10 protein-coding genes and 2 pseudogenes are annotated in these 13,991 nt (G+C 63.9%); 7 read left to right on the top strand and 5 right to left on the bottom strand.

The features are described from left to right. Positions 1-547: 547 nt before the first annotated feature. From MXD57_RS30325 to MXD57_RS30310, 4 genes are all read left to right on the top strand, one after another. Complete coding sequence (locus MXD57_RS30325) at positions 548-823, top strand: helix-turn-helix transcriptional regulator (protein WP_189925588.1); 276 nt, start codon at positions 548-550, stop codon at positions 821-823. Between the two features lie 157 nt (positions 824-980). Continuing rightward, positions 981-1,985, top strand: a complete 1,005-nt coding sequence (locus MXD57_RS30320) for an SMODS domain-containing nucleotidyltransferase (protein WP_250405373.1) — start codon at positions 981-983, stop codon at positions 1,983-1,985. Beyond that, positions 1,982-3,727, top strand: coding sequence for a ThiF family adenylyltransferase (locus MXD57_RS30315; RefSeq protein WP_250405372.1), 1,746 nt, complete (start codon positions 1,982-1,984; stop codon positions 3,725-3,727). The genes MXD57_RS30320 and MXD57_RS30315 overlap by 4 nt, the downstream gene beginning before the upstream one ends. 133 nt (positions 3,728-3,860) lie before the next feature. After that, positions 3,861-5,021 (top strand): HNH endonuclease, encoded by a 1,161-nt coding sequence (locus MXD57_RS30310; protein WP_229901441.1) that lies wholly within the window; start codon positions 3,861-3,863, stop codon positions 5,019-5,021. Positions 5,022-5,297: 276 nt separating this feature from the next. Here MXD57_RS30310 and MXD57_RS30305 read toward each other — a convergent pair whose 3' ends face one another. Next, positions 5,298-6,617: a hypothetical protein gene (locus tag MXD57_RS30305; RefSeq protein ID WP_250405370.1), complete on the bottom strand. Its 1,320-nt coding sequence runs from the start codon at positions 6,615-6,617 to the stop codon at positions 5,298-5,300. A gap of 1,094 nt (positions 6,618-7,711) precedes the next feature. Between MXD57_RS30305 and MXD57_RS30300 the strand changes: the two genes are divergently transcribed. After that, positions 7,712-8,359: a hypothetical protein gene (locus tag MXD57_RS30300; RefSeq protein WP_250405368.1), complete on the top strand. Its 648-nt coding sequence runs from the start codon at positions 7,712-7,714 to the stop codon at positions 8,357-8,359. Between the two features lie 27 nt (positions 8,360-8,386). Here MXD57_RS30300 and MXD57_RS30295 read toward each other — a convergent pair whose 3' ends face one another. Then, the gene (locus MXD57_RS30295) at positions 8,387-9,154 is read right to left on the bottom strand and encodes a transposase (RefSeq protein ID WP_250405366.1); all 768 of its coding nucleotides are present in this window, start codon (positions 9,152-9,154) and stop codon (positions 8,387-8,389) included. A gap of 58 nt (positions 9,155-9,212) precedes the next feature. Between MXD57_RS30295 and MXD57_RS30290 the strand changes: the two genes are divergently transcribed. Then, positions 9,213-9,485, top strand: coding sequence for a YrhB domain-containing protein (locus MXD57_RS30290; protein WP_250405365.1), 273 nt, complete (start codon positions 9,213-9,215; stop codon positions 9,483-9,485). A gap of 74 nt (positions 9,486-9,559) precedes the next feature. Here MXD57_RS30290 and MXD57_RS30285 read toward each other — a convergent pair. After that, a pseudogene (locus MXD57_RS30285) lies at positions 9,560-10,164 on the bottom strand (methylaspartate mutase); the annotation flags it as partial. A gap of 669 nt (positions 10,165-10,833) precedes the next feature. Here MXD57_RS30285 and MXD57_RS30275 point away from each other — a divergent pair. Then, positions 10,834-11,988 carry a nucleotidyltransferase family protein gene (locus tag MXD57_RS30275; protein WP_250405364.1) on the top strand — a complete coding sequence of 385 codons (1,155 nt, stop codon included), beginning with the start codon at positions 10,834-10,836 and terminating at the stop codon, positions 11,986-11,988. Positions 11,989-12,034: 46 nt separating this feature from the next. Here MXD57_RS30275 and MXD57_RS30270 read toward each other — a convergent pair. Both MXD57_RS30270 and MXD57_RS30265 read right to left on the bottom strand, forming a co-directional pair. After that, positions 12,035-12,247 (bottom strand): annotated as a pseudogene (locus MXD57_RS30270) (transposase family protein); the annotation flags it as partial. A gap of 265 nt (positions 12,248-12,512) precedes the next feature. Further along, positions 12,513-13,469 carry a LuxR C-terminal-related transcriptional regulator gene (locus MXD57_RS30265; RefSeq protein ID WP_250405363.1) on the bottom strand — a complete coding sequence of 319 codons (957 nt, stop codon included), beginning with the start codon at positions 13,467-13,469 and terminating at the stop codon, positions 12,513-12,515. Positions 13,470-13,991 lie beyond the last annotated feature (522 nt).

Here is a 13,991-nt window from a genome sequence, read left to right as displayed (position 1 = left end):
GAGACTTGTTTCCGCAACCGGCGCGAGTCACGTGAAGAAGGTGTGCCGATGCCCAATCGACTGAGTCAGCTGCCCCGGCGCGCAGCACGCAGGCCGGTGGTACCCGTGATTCGTCGGCGTCCAGCACGAATCCAGCACACTACGGGAGATGCGGAGTTGACGGCAGGTGACGAGGGGTCAGGAAATCCAGCACCTATCCAGCACGGTCAAAATTAAGGGGCCTGACCCCGAAGAGCCAGACCCCAATTGACCTGCAGTGGCGCAACGGGGCGAACTGCGACCCAGGCAACACCCAACTCATCCGTGGTAACCGTTCGTCACAGTGCTGGGCAGTGCAGTGAAGTGCTGGACTCTGCCGACTCCTCTCCGGCATCGTGCCTCACGCTGTCAGAGTGAGCCCCTCCACGGCGAGCGAGGCAACATAGCCCCAAACCGCCGGTTAGCCAAACCGGCGATAACGCGGAGTATTGACGGTCACCGCGATGACCGGCGCATGCGGTGTCCGTAGGCCCGGCACGGGCTACCCGCCAAGACGAAAGTAATCGGAATGAACACGCAGATCGAAGAGACTCTGGGCCCTCGCTATAGCCCCGCTCACATCCGCGCCACCTGGGACGGAACGGGGAGCGTGGAGGACGCCTCAAAGGCGCTGGGATTCTCACGGGCCAAGGGATACGACCTGATCCGCAACGGGCAGTTTCCGTGCCGTGTGCTACGCATCGGCCGTAAGACGCGTGTTGTCACGGCGTCTCTACTCCGCGTCCTCGAAAGCGGAGATCCGGAGTATAACGATGCGCGCGCCGGATGCCGCCCCACGCCCTAAGCCAGCTTCGACGAGGCTTCGCTTCCGGCGGAGCTTCGTCGTTCCAAGCGCGCCCTTTAACTACCCCGCTCTGAAGGCAGGCTGGCCAGCCGTGTCACCGTCGCTGTCGTACCCCCACGCTACGGTGTCATCATCTTCGGTGAAGACGATTTACGGGATGGCGCCAGTGCAGCTCACCACCTGTTTCAACACGCTCCTCACGGACACGGTCAACCTGAGCCGGCTCAAGCTCGACATGCTCGACAACCGAGTGGACAGTGTCTACCGAGCCCTCAAGGCAGACAAGGAGATCGGACACCTCGTCCTCGACAAGATCCCTCAAGGTTCGTGGGCGCAGAGAACCATCATCAACCCGGTCGGCGACAAGGAGTTCGATGCCGACTTCCTCCTTCTGATGGAGGAGAACCCGGACTGGCACGGCAGCTCCAAGACCTACATCGACAAGGTCTACGCGGCACTGGACCGCCACAGCCGTTACCGCGAGATGCCGCACTCGCGCAAGTGCCGTTGCGTGCGTCTGGAATACAAGAACCTGATGCACGTGGACATCGTCCCGTACGTCCAGCTCAGCGACGGCCGCGAGGTCATCGTCAACCGGGACGACAACTGCTGGGAGGCGACGGACCCCGAGGGCTTCACGGCCTGGATGCGCAATCAGGACGACATCACCAGCGGGAACCTGCGCAGGGTCATCCGGCTGCTGAAGTACCTGCGCGACCACAAGAACTCCTTCACCGGAACCCGGTCGATCATCCTCACGACTCTGCTCGGAAACCAGGTCAGCGACACCAAGACGCTGATCGATCCGGGCTACTACGCCAACGTCCCCACGTCCCTGCTCCACCTGGTCCAGGACCTCAACACTTACCTGCAGGCCAACCCCAACAAGCCGTCCATCGCCGACCCCTCCGGGTCGGGCGTCACGTTTGACCACCGCTGGACCCAGGACACCTACGCCTACTTCCGCGAGCGAATCCGCGTGCACACGGAGGAGATCGAGGCTGCCTACCACCATGCGGACAAGGAGACCAGCATCGAGCTGTGGCAGGGTCTGTTCGGCACCGGCTTCAAGGAGCCCGACGCCCAGCAGAGCAGCGCGAAGTTCCCCGCCGCGTCCGTGGCCGCCGTGACGACGACGGGGCGGTCGGGGCGCGCTGGATGAGCAAGCGAAAGCCTGGGCGGTTCGGCGCTCCCACACCGTGGCAGAGACAGGCGCTCGCGGATCTCCGCGCGATCGGCGCCGAGCAGCCGGACACCCTGCGCGTGGTGGGAGTGCCTGACCGTACGGACGACGGCGCCCTGGCAATCACGATCGAGATCGACACGAGGGGGACCGTCTCGGTGGAGGGAGGGATTCAGCTCCAGCCGCGCGAGCGGTTCGTTCTCAGCGTCCCGTCCTCCCCGCTGCTCCCCCCACAAGTCGACGTAACGCACACCCGGTTCATCGGATACCCCCACGTCCTGCAGGGTTACCGGCTGTGCTTGTACCTGGACCCGGCGCGAGAATGGAACCCGGCAGGCGGCATCCGCTCCAGCCTAAACCGCCTGTGGGCCTGGCTCGGCGATGCCGCCGGCAACCGGTTCAACGCCTCAACCGCCCTCTACCACGCGGTCGGCGGAGTCCTGCATCAGTCCGCAGGAACACCCACCATCGTTGTGCGTGAACCCGTGCTCGGAAAGTGCGTCCAGGCCGGATACCTGATCCCAAGGACCGCTCAGCGCCTGAACCTCACCTTCACTCCACAAGAACCTCCCACGGCACGCCTGCCGGTCATCATCCTCCCCGCGCCCCTGCCAATGGGAGCCGGCACCACACTCGTCGAACTCCTCCAGCAGATCGATGCGCCACTCGCCAGCCGTGCCCCCACCGCCAGGCCGTTCGCGCCAGCCGTGCTGACCTCCCTCGCGACCAGCGTGGTGAGAAACGCTGAGGACACACCCCAATACCTCCTCCTGGCCGTACCCCACCCCGCCGGCGGCCCACCCCACCTGCTCGCGGGCCGAATCCCCGCAAGCGCCGCCAACGAACTCCGCAGCCTCGCAGGGCGCCAGCCCGGTTGCCTGAGCACTCTCGCCCCCAGCGCGGTCAACCCGGCCCTCCCGATCGAGTGGTGCCAAGTGTCCGACGAACGGCATGCCGTCACAACCCGCCGCGACGACAACCGCCCCGTCAACAGCTACCAGAACAAGCACATCCACATCTGGGGCTGCGGAGGCATCGGATCCTGGACCGCCGAGTTCATCGCACGCGCAGGAGCAGCACGCATCACGCTGTGCGACCCCAGCGTCGTCACCGGCGGGCTGCTCGTCCGGCAGAACTTCCTCGAGACCGACCTCGGCGCGGCCAAGGCCGCCGCACTGGCTGACCGACTGCGTAACATCGACGACCGCCTGACCGTCGACATCGCTGAGGGCCTCGTCCCCGAAGACGCCGAACAGATCATGAACCACGCCGATCTCGTGATCGACGCCACGGTCAGCCTGGCCATCGGGCAATGCCTCGATGCCCTCGCCCGCACACCCAACCGCAAGGCAACCCTCGCCCAGATCGCCACAGACACCCGCACCGGGACACTTGGCATCCTCACCGTCTGCGCACCGGGAACCCTCCAAGGCCCCCACAGCTTGGACTCCCTGGCTGGCTTTTCGGTACTTGACGACCACCAACTCGAGCTGTACCACGCCCTGTGGCAAGAAGCAGAGCCCGACGACGAACTCATACCGACCCGCGGCTGCTCCGTTCCCACCTTCCACGGATCCTCAGCCGACCTCGCCGCCGTCGCCGCCACGCTCACCACGTTTCTCGGCATGCAGCTGGCCGCGTCGAAGTCGGGAACCCACCTGGTCGCTCTTCCACACGCCCGCAGCGGACCGCATCATCACTACGTTCCCCATGTCCCCTAGCCCGGCCGGTGCGGCCAGACCGAGCGCCCATACCCCATACTTCCGCTGCATGGCACCACAGCAACAGACCGGTGTCCCCGAACCAAGGCCCATGACACACCCAACCCCCGCCTGCGCCAAGAGGAGTCGACCTGTGGCACGCAAGTCCATCCCCGACGTCGAGCGGCTCAAGGTCTGGGTCCGCGCCGGCGGACGATGTGAACTTTGCGGAACCTACCTTCTCGAGGGAAAACTCACCTATCAGGACTTCACCCTCGGAGAGCTCGCCCACATCGTGGGGCAGGACGCAACGCCGAAGTCACCGCGCGGCATGGACCCCCTCCCGAAGGACCAGCGCGACCTGGCTGACAACCTCATGCTGCTGTGCCGCGGCGAGCATAACGAAATCGACCGCAAGGGCTCTCTCGACGTCATGACGGTCGAACGGCTCCGGCGCATCAAGCGCGATCGGGAGGAGTGGATCCGGCGGCTGACCGGTCTTAACCCGGAAACCGGCACCGTGGTAATCCGGCTGATCGGACAAGTTCGCGGCCAGGAAGTCGAACTCACCAAGCCCACTGCCGCCGAGGCCGTCATCCGCTCCGAAGAGCGATTCCCCGACTTCCCCCTCAGCCTGCACGGCGACGGCTTCGAGATCGATCTACGACGCATACCCGGTGAGAAGGCCGGCGGGCCAGCGTACTGGAAACAGTGCCAGCAGCAAATCGATCGGGTCCTGGAACACAAGCTGGCGGAAGCGCTGCGTGAGGACTCGGTGCACCACGTGAGTGCCTTCGCCTTCGCCCGCTTGCCACTGCTTGCCTATTTCGGCTCCCGCTTGGACGACACGTTCACCGTCTCCATCTACCAACGGCACCGCAGCACGGAATCCTGGTCCTGGCCCGACACGACGGACCGGATGGTGCGCTTCGTCACCGAGCCGCCTATCTCTCCTGCCCCTGACGCCTCTGACGGAGTGCTGATATTGAACATCTCCGGATCGATCCAGGCAGAAGAGCTACCCCAACAGCTTGCCTTGCTTCCGCGCTGGACGATTCACCCGCACGACGTCACCCCGTCCGTCGATGTAATCAATTCCGTTCCCACGCTCAACGAGTTCACCTCGGTGCTCCGGCAACTGCTCTCCGAGCTGGAGGCCAACCACAAGAACCTACGACGACTGCACGTACTGGCAGCTATGCCCGTTTCGGCTGCGGTGACGCTCGGCCGTGTCCACGATGCCAACGTTCACCCCGACCTGGTCATCTATGACCGCACCGCCGGCCAATACACTGCAGCGTTGCGCATCTCTTGACGATCACGCACAAGGCGGCAAAACCTGTCGCAATGATTGCGTGCCCCGACTGCCGCGTGATCAGGACCCGCAGCACCGTGACCGCCGAGTTCCGCTGCCGCGGTGACCGCATCCTCACATGGCCAGCCTTCTCCATGCCAAGCGGGCCAACGCGCTGACCGAGCCGGCGGCGCGCCGATACCCCGCCGCTCTCCCCGGGACCGGCGGCTCAAGTCCGCTTCTTGCCGTGGTGAGGGCGGATCCACCGGTTCACGGTCGGCCCCACCCCTCACACTCTCAGCCCGTTAGACCGCCCCTGCGTTCCCGCGTACGCTCGGCCTGGGTCGTGTCGTCGCCGATGAGGCCGGCGAAGACCAGTGCGCGTGAGCCGTCGAGACTGGCCTTGATCTGGGCCTGGATGATGTCACTGGCCCTGCCACGGGTTCCGATCCAGCCGTCCTGCACGAGTTGGGTGAAGGTCGTGTTGTCGAGATACCGGGGCACCGTGTGGTAGCCGAACAGCTCACCCCCTTTCGGACCGGTGGCCAGTCCGGGCCGCCCTCGCAGCCACTCGACGTGTTCGCGCGTGAGGTACATCCCGCCGATCAGCGCATCTCCCTTCGGCGCCACTTGTTCGGACTTGCAGAACTTGATCCAGCACGGCTGGTGAACGAAGCGGTAATCGGCCGGCGGATCCTGTTCCAGCCGCATACACGCCTCTTCTACCTGCCTCATGCGCTTGAGCTGGTCGTCAAGATCACCGTCCGGCCGATATCCCCACTCTCTGCGCCCGGCTCCGACCTGGACCATCTTCTTGTACTGGACAAGGATGAAGCTGTCCCGGCTCACATGGTGATAGATCAGGTCGACCCCCAGCGTGTCCTCAGCCGGCAGGCGGTTCACGTTGGCGATGAACAGTTGCTGGTCGCCCTTGTGGAATACACGCTTCGCGAGATGCTCCGCGTCACTTCCGATCCAGTCAGAGAAACGTTGCGCATCGTGAGCGACGAGGTGATCCTCGTGCGCCGGATGTCCCGGCAGGGTGGCGAGGACGGGGATCTGATCCCCGCCCTCTTCCGGGAACTTCGCCTCTTCGATGATGCTCCGGTCGAATCCGCCCAGTTGAAGTGCCAGTCCGGTGGCATCTCTCTGCTCCAGGAACAACTCCCGCACTCTGCCGAGGATCCGGACACCGCCCACCCTTTCCTGCAACTGGGCGATGACCGCAGCCAGATCCGCGCGGAGCGTGGTAAGAGCGTTCAGCAACTCTTCGCCGGACCGCTTCGTCAACACGCCGGACCGGTCGACTGCGTCCCTGTGTCGGAGCGGAAGCTGGTCGGACAAATCTTCCATCGGGACCGGAGGCGCGACTCGATGGAGTTGAGTCACCTCGACCACACGCCGGAAGGTCCCGGCGTGGCGACCGCACCGGGCCTGCCCCACGTATTCGACTCGCGGTCGACCTCTCTCCTGCCCGGTCACCACCAGGACGACATGTCTGCTCTTCCACTCGTCCCGTTCTCCGACCGACTCCCAGCCGGCATCGAGTTGCTCCTGCCGCTTCCGGCTGCCGAGGAACTTGGCCTCGCCTGGGGTGCACCGCAGTATCGCCACCATTCGATCACCGTACGCCGCCCTTCCTGCGGATTGCCACGACTCGTCGCCGGCATCGGATACGTCGCCAACCCTTGGAAGAGCAGAGGGAATCGGACCTTGGCACTCCGCACCTCATACGGGCGTCCCTTCTCTCCCCGATCGACGCCCGCGACTGCTCTGCCACTCCGTACGACCCGAAGAACAACAGCTCGTCCAAGAGGTCGAGGATCTGCGAACGGCTCCCGGCTCGACCGGCCTGGGCGTACGCACGGAACCAGCAACCCACCGAACGTGATGGGCACCGGCCCGGCATGAGTCGCGAGGTCGGTGGAGGCCGGGCCGCACTCGTCGATGAACCGCCTCACGGCCCCCCCTGACTTGGCCTGGGCGCGCGCCCGTTCGCCCAGCACCGCCCGGGCCGCGTTCTGACCATCGAGCGAGTCCGACTTGCCGCGCCGGCGACGGTCCCGCGCCGCGGGTTGCGGGATGTCGCGGGCTATTGCGACCCGTTGGGGCTCGCGTACGGAGGCGATCCGGCGGGCTCAACGGACGGGCCAGTACAAGCAACTCCCGTACGTGCGGGTCGTGTCCGACGAACTGGCCAATCTACGCGAGCAGTTTGGCGACCTCTGGTACGCGTTGTCCACGCTGCTGGGGCACGACGTCCCCTCGGTCACCAAGGACGTGTAGCTGTAGCCGTCCACCGCGCTGCAGGTTGACTACTTGATGGCGCTCCTGACGAGGAGGATCACCCGGCGATGGAGGCATCTGGTGCTCGACCAGGCCGCGGCGGCGATCAGCGCGTGGGTAACCGTAAGCGCGAATTCTCAATTCACAGACTCTGGCTGCGTACGAAAGCCAGTCTGATGGGGCACTCGCGATGAGCACACAGCGCCACGCAGGCGTCAGGGTCAGAGACGGGGTTCCAGGCAGAGCAGATCTCCGCCCTGGGTGCCGCAGAGGATTGTCGGTCTTTCTCCGGAGGCCACCGCGATGCACTCAATTATGTGGCGAGGGGTGAACTGCAAGATCTGCTGGCCATCACCTAAGGGCTGTCCCGCAATGTTGAGGCGGGCGGTTGAGAGACCGAGAGGTTCGCCGCTTATCCTCCTGTTGTGCAGCTGCCTCGGGATCCGTCGAACGTCGCCTGTGCCCTGGTGGCAGCGTTTCCGACCCGTCTTGCCGGTGACGTGCAGAGCGTCCTGGCGGTCATGCCGGAGGCCAGGCTCGCGCCGACGATGCCCTTCGAGGTCGAGGTGCAGGGCGAGACCGTCGCCATCCCGTCGCGCATCTACAACGAGGAGCCGAGCACCGACTCGGAGCGGCCGCCCCTGGCCGGAACTCAGCAGGTGATTTTGCACTGCCTGTACTCCCGGCACAGTGATGGCCGGGTCCGCCAGCGGCACCTTGAGCAGATTGTGGCGTTGGGCGAGCCGTGGGTGGTGCCGTTCGTGGTGCAGTTGGCCGGCGAATACGTGCTGGAGACCATCGAGGCGATCGGCCGCGGCCTTCCAGGACTCGCCGTCCCGGGCTCGGCCCAGCGCCGCCTCTACGGGGAGTTCATCGCTCGGAATCCGGCCTTCTTCGCTCGCACGGAGCGGCGCGTGGTGAGCTACTGGTCGTGCTACTACCGCTGGAAGTACGGAGCGTTTGGGACGTATCCCGGATACGTCCTTTTGGAAGCGTTCCGGGCCGCTGTGGTGGAACAGGTCGGCGCGCAGTGGCCGCGGCACACGCCGCACCCCGCTGGCGGACGCGGGTGAGGGACCTGCCTGAGTTCGGCCATGGCCCTATCCAGCAAGGTTGAGATTGTGCAGTCGGGCGATGCCGCGCACGGCGTGGTGGACACCGTCGCCCTTAAGCCAGCAGTCGCGGAGGATTGTCCAGGTCTTCATCCGGGCAAACACGTGCTCCACTCGCGCACGGACCTGCTTGTGTGAGCGGTTGTGCTCCCGCTTCCAGCCGGGCAGTTCCTCGCCCTGGGTGCGGCGGTGAGGCATGATCAATCCGGTCCCTGGATAGCCGCCATCAGCTATCACGGTCGTCCGGCCGACCGCTACCTTGGCCCCCGATTCCTCCCACGCCTTGCAGTCGTTCCGGTTGCCCGGCAGCGGCCGACCGACCACAACGACCAGGCGGGTGTCGGCATCGACGACGACTTGGTGATTCGTGGAGTACCGATAGTTCTTCGACTGCTCGGCCACCGCATGGTCTCGGGTGGGCACCAACGTCCCGTCCACGATCAACACAGTGCCCTTCGCGAACCGGCGTCGGGGCGGCAAGGCCAGCAGAGGGCCGATGTGGTCGATGATCCGGTCGGCCGCCGACTTCGAAACCCCGAACAGCAGGGCCAGTTGGCGCATGGTCAAGTTGGTTCGCCAGTAGGCCGCGACAAGGAGAATACGGTCTTCAAGCGACAGGCCCCACGGACGACCCGCCCGTGGTTCGGCTGCACTCTCGCGCTGCACCGCGGTCACCAACTTGCCGAAGGAGCGCGGGCTCAGCCCGGTGAACGGACGTATCCAAGACGGCTCCGACGCCGTGATCACACCAGCCACACCAAGATCATCCCAGGCCGGTTAGGGTGCCTTCTCCGAGCCGACGGACTGGAGACGGATGATGGAGCCGGACGAGGCCCTGCAACTCGCGGTGGCGTTTCTCGCGCACAGCCAACGCGATGACGAGCCGCCTCTCGCCATCGACGCAGAGCGGGTCCGTGAGAGCAACGGGCTCCTGATCGTGCCCTACAACTCTGTGCAATACCTCGCCTCGCGTGATGCGAGAGAGCAACTGTTGGACTGCTGGCCCATCCTCGTCGACCTTGAACGCGGAGACGTGCGATTCGGGACCCTGGACGAGCGGCATCTGTGGAGGAACCCGAGCGCCTGACGACTGTCCCGCAACCACGGTTACGGGACAGCCCTTAGGCGTGGGCCGGGTTGCCCTCGGTGGCCGCGCGGGGAGGGCCGGCGCGCGGCGGTACGGGCGGTGTCCGCTGCGATGCGCAAGGCGGCGACGTTGTCCTCGACGGTAGGAATGCGGTGCGCCTTGGCCTCGGTCTTCACGATGAACCGGTGTGCTCCCGTGCGCACCGCCAGGTCGACGGATGCCTCCAGCAGGCGTGCCGCCCCCTGTACCGTCCTCGGGTACAGGCCCATGTACGTGTACAGGACGACGTGCCAGTCCGTGTCGGGCAGTAGCTCGCAAGCGAGTGCACGCAGCGAGGCGACGGCCTGTTCGTCCTGCTCAGCGTTGGTTTGCTGAGCATAGCTGAGGGAGACACTGTGCAGGCCGAGGCGCCGGGAGAAGAGCGCTTCGAGGAAGCTGATGGCCACCAGCAGACCGGGCGGGCAGAGTTGGCCGAGCATGCAGCCGCGGAAGGTCTCCAGGTGTGGTTCGCGGCCGGTGGCGCGTAGGTCGGCGAGAAAGCGGCAGGTCTCAGCCAGTTACGCACCGAATCGGCGAGCGGGGTGCGACCGTAGGGCAGGCAGTACGAAACAGGGCCGCCCTCCATGGCGTCGAGAACGCGGCAGCTGTTCACGACGAGTTCGTCGGGTGCGCATGAGCCGAGGCTGACCACCCGGTGGCCCAGGTCTTCCAGGAGCAACTGCAGGAACACCAGATTCCAGGTGTATGCGTCGGACGAAGAACCGTGACGACGACAGCCAGCGCATGGCGGTGATCGACGTTCGCCGGCGCTGCAGGCTGCGGGCTGCGGGCTGCGGGCTGCGGGCTGCGGGCTGCATGGTTCTCCTCCATTCTTGGTCCATTTCCCCTCACCCTCAAGGCTTCCGACCTGGCATCGGAAGTCCAGGAGCGCATTCTTCGACTGTCACCTCCAGAAAGAAGTCATACCCCATATATGGCATTTGCACGGCGAGCTGCCCACTTGCTGCACTGCAGTTTGATGACGCTTCCAGGGCTGTACGTGTTCTTCAAGGACGACCTAGTGTCGAAGTGATCAATCATTCGATGGCCCCTCCGTGAGGTCCAGTCGATTCAACGAGCCGAAGGGCGGCTCGGGTGCTCAGAGATATATTCCCGGCCTGGGGAGCAACTAAATCGCCGAACACCTCTGGATGGGGAGGGTGACTGAAAACGCCGAGAAGATCTCCGCTGTCGCGGCGTCGCGCCTACGCTCCCCTGAAGGCGTGGAGCAGTGCACATCAGTTTCCGCGCTCCATTTTGCGGGAGACCTTCGATCCCCTTGACCTGACAATACCCGAAGGCGAGTTCGATGCGGCTTGAAATCGGTGGTACACACGGGAGGCCTGAGTTCGACCTCCTTCTCCATCTTTCGCGAGTTAACCTCACTGCGGATGCTGTGGCGCACTGTCGACATATCCTGGCCGCCCATCAGGAAGATTTTGATTGGGGTTTCTTCATTGACCAGGCCGGTCGTCACAAGGTAATTCCCCTAGTTGGAAAACACATCGTGACGCATCGTCTCCTGCACCGTCAGGCTGATGTCCCAGTGATTCCTTACCACTGGTTGTTCGATTCCGTCTACTTCGCAAACAGTAGGCGAAACGAGGCTCTCGCCCAAGAGTTTGGGAAGGTGTTCTTCGCACTGAACGAGGCGAGGATTTGCTACGCCATCCGTAAGGGGCCGGTTATCGTCGAGTCCCTCTACCAGGACCCCGGGCTGCGTCGAATGTACGACCTGGACATTCTCGTCGACCAGCCCTCTGCGACTCGGATATGCCGTGTCCTGGAGCAGTGTGGCTACGTTCAAGGGCGTGTATCGCTCGATGGGAAAAACATCGAGCCGTTTACTCGTCAAACGCAGGTGTTCTGGGGTCTGCACGTCAACAATCAGCTACCGTACGTCAAACTTTCCCGCGATCCAGCGGTGGACGTGTTTCCCATCGATGTCTGTCTGGACATATCGCAGAAGATCACACAGAGCAAGCTTTCGGTGCCGGACATCCTTGGACGCCGCAAACCGTTGGAGCTGTGTGGAGTTCCTTCGTTCGCCATGTCACCAGAAGACCAGTTCATTGACCTGTGCCTGCACCTCAGGAAGGAGGCCACTGGGCGATACTATATCGAGGCGGGTACCGATCTCCAGATTTTGAAGTTCCTCGACATATCTCTCCTTTGTTCTTATACGACCAAATGCGGGGGCTGGGACGACATCCTGCGTCAGGTTCGCGCTACAGCAACCACCGAGAGTGTCTACTACGCCATGCACTACACCGCACTCCTGTACCCGGATTCTGTTCCAAGGGAAATCCTTGACGCATTGCAGCCCTCCGACTGTCAATTCCTGGAGGAATATGGGGGTGTTGACGGCAGTATCGGCCGTTGGTCCCAGCCGTTCACCGAGCGACTCTTCGCGCGGGACCGGCAGCAGTGGATTGATGGAACCTCCTCGGTTCCGCGTGTCTGAGCGCCAGGCGATCTCGACGGCGTGAACGGCGGCAACCGTGCGGCCGGCCGATGCGGTTGGTGCTGCAGCGGGCTTTGCGGAGGATTCGCCATTCCTTGAGGCATGCGAAGGCGCGTTCGCCTGGTGCTCGCAGCCGGGCGTGGTCCCAGTTGAACTGGCCGTACTTCTCGGGAAGGTCTCGGCCTCAGTAGGGGGTGCGGACGGTGGCTCCGGCTCCGCGGTAGGCTCGGTCGGCCAGAACGAGGAGCGGACGGGACACAGGAAACACCAACGACCGGCATGCGCGTCCACGCCGGCGACATGTGGGAGACGGCTCAGGAGTTCATCACGGTGCTGTTGAGCAGGTGCCTATCCGGATCAAGATGGCAAGGCTCAGGGGTGCCTGGTGATCGTTCAGCCTGAACATGAGGAGTGCGGCAGGAACTCGCACATCGGAGGTCCGGGTAAAGATGCCCACACCCGATATCTTGCGCCGCACAGGCACTCTGCGATGAACCGGACGGCACCAGGCCGAGCAGCCAGCGTCAAGAATCCAACTGGGCGAGGACGTAACCGGCCTGAAATCTGCTCTCCGCGTTGAGGCGCTGCATAATTTCCGCAATATGCCTGCGGCAGGTACGGACCGAAATACCCAGCCTGCGAGCGATGAAGTCGTCCTTGTGTCCGGCAACCAACAGTTGACTGATCGCTTGTTTCACCTGGTCGAGGCTGGCACTGCCGTCCAAAGCCTCGCTGAACGGCGTGGCTGTATTCCAATATTGCTCGAACACCCGCAACATGAATTCCACGATTGACGGCTCCCGGCTCAATACGGCTCCGGTCGCGGAGCGTTCGAGAGGGATAACCGCCGTTTCCCGGTCGAAGATGAGCAGGCGGCTGGGCAGCTCTCTTGTCGTCCGGACCAGGGCGCCAGCCTTCTCCATTGCCCGCACGTACCGCTGCGTGGGAGCGCTGAAACGGGCCGTGTCCTCGTACAGGATACGCATGGTGATTCCGCGTTCGAGCATGGCTGCATCGCGCGGAAATGCTTCTTCCAGGACGGCCGCCGGGCGCCCGCCACCTGGCTGAACCGTCAGGACCTCGCGCTTGCAGTTCTGCGCGATGTCCGTCAGTACGGACAGAACGGCACCAGTGTCGTCGACAACGTCGATAGCCTCTTTGGAGCGCCGCCGCCGACGGGACTCGTGGTACAGGGGCAGCAGGGTCATCAGATCCGAACGCACCTGCTCGACGGCGCTCTGCCGTTGCCGGATCTCCGCCTCGATCGGCGTGACCAACTGCGCGGCAGCTGCCTCGGGACTCACCGGAACGAAAACGTCTGTTTCATCCACAACGCATCGGACAAGACGCAGCGCCTGGAGTGAGTCAATCGACCGCTGCACCTGATCCGTGGAAAGTCCGAGTGTGGACCGCAAAGAATCCCTCGTGCACTGCCCTCTTTCCAGCGCAAATCGATACACAAGGGAAGTCAGGTGATCCATTCTGGGTACAATTCGAGAACCGCCTAATTCGGCAGTCATGCCACCCCCCGGGCGCTCCTCTGGCCGCATGTAAGGCGCCTGGCAAACGTTGCTGTCAGGCCACACAGCTCGTTGAGGTGACGAAGGAGCCAACCAGTCCCCTTGACCCCAAGGTATGCCTCGAACCACATGCGAGTCTTCATCATCTTCTCGACAGTCTCAGCCTCAGATGCACAGATAGTCAAGGGTGGCTACACATAGCGGACGATATGGCGCAATCAAAATAAAGATGGCAAATTCAACTCAGCTCGAAGTTTCGTGGCGGTCCGCCGACGGAGTCGGTGGGTCGTTTTCGTGTGGTGGGCTGAAGCTGGGCAGGACCAAGGCCCGAGTGTCGTCTCGGGGCGGCGCCGGATTCCACTGTCCGGGTGTTGAGGTGTTGTCGTGGGGACGGGGAATTCGTCGGTCAGCCGCGGTCCGGCAGCTGGACGAACCGGTCGAGAGCGGTGGTGATGTGGCTGGTCCAGCCCAGCGCCGGGCTAG

Source organism: Streptomyces cellostaticus (genome assembly GCF_023630175.1).
Taxonomy (GTDB): domain Bacteria; phylum Actinomycetota; class Actinomycetes; order Streptomycetales; family Streptomycetaceae; genus Streptomyces; species Streptomyces cellostaticus_A.
This window is presented reverse-complemented; position numbering and strand designations above follow the sequence as displayed.

Coding starts and splice junctions, on each gene's coding strand:
- MXD57_RS30325 (WP_189925588.1), top strand. CDS start 548: ATGAACACGCAGATCGAAGAGACTCTGGGCCCTCGCTATAGCCCCGCT.
- MXD57_RS30315 (WP_250405372.1), top strand. CDS start 1,982: ATGAGCAAGCGAAAGCCTGGGCGGTTCGGCGCTCCCACACCGTGGCAG.
- MXD57_RS30290 (WP_250405365.1), top strand. CDS start 9,213: ATGATGGAGCCGGACGAGGCCCTGCAACTCGCGGTGGCGTTTCTCGCG.
- MXD57_RS30305 (WP_250405370.1), bottom strand. CDS start 6,617: ATGGTGGCGATACTGCGGTGCACCCCAGGCGAGGCCAAGTTCCTCGGC.
- MXD57_RS30265 (WP_250405363.1), bottom strand. CDS start 13,469: ATGGATCACCTGACTTCCCTTGTGTATCGATTTGCGCTGGAAAGAGGG.
- MXD57_RS30320 (WP_250405373.1), top strand. CDS start 981: ATGGCGCCAGTGCAGCTCACCACCTGTTTCAACACGCTCCTCACGGAC.
- MXD57_RS30275 (WP_250405364.1), top strand. CDS start 10,834: ATGCGGCTTGAAATCGGTGGTACACACGGGAGGCCTGAGTTCGACCTC.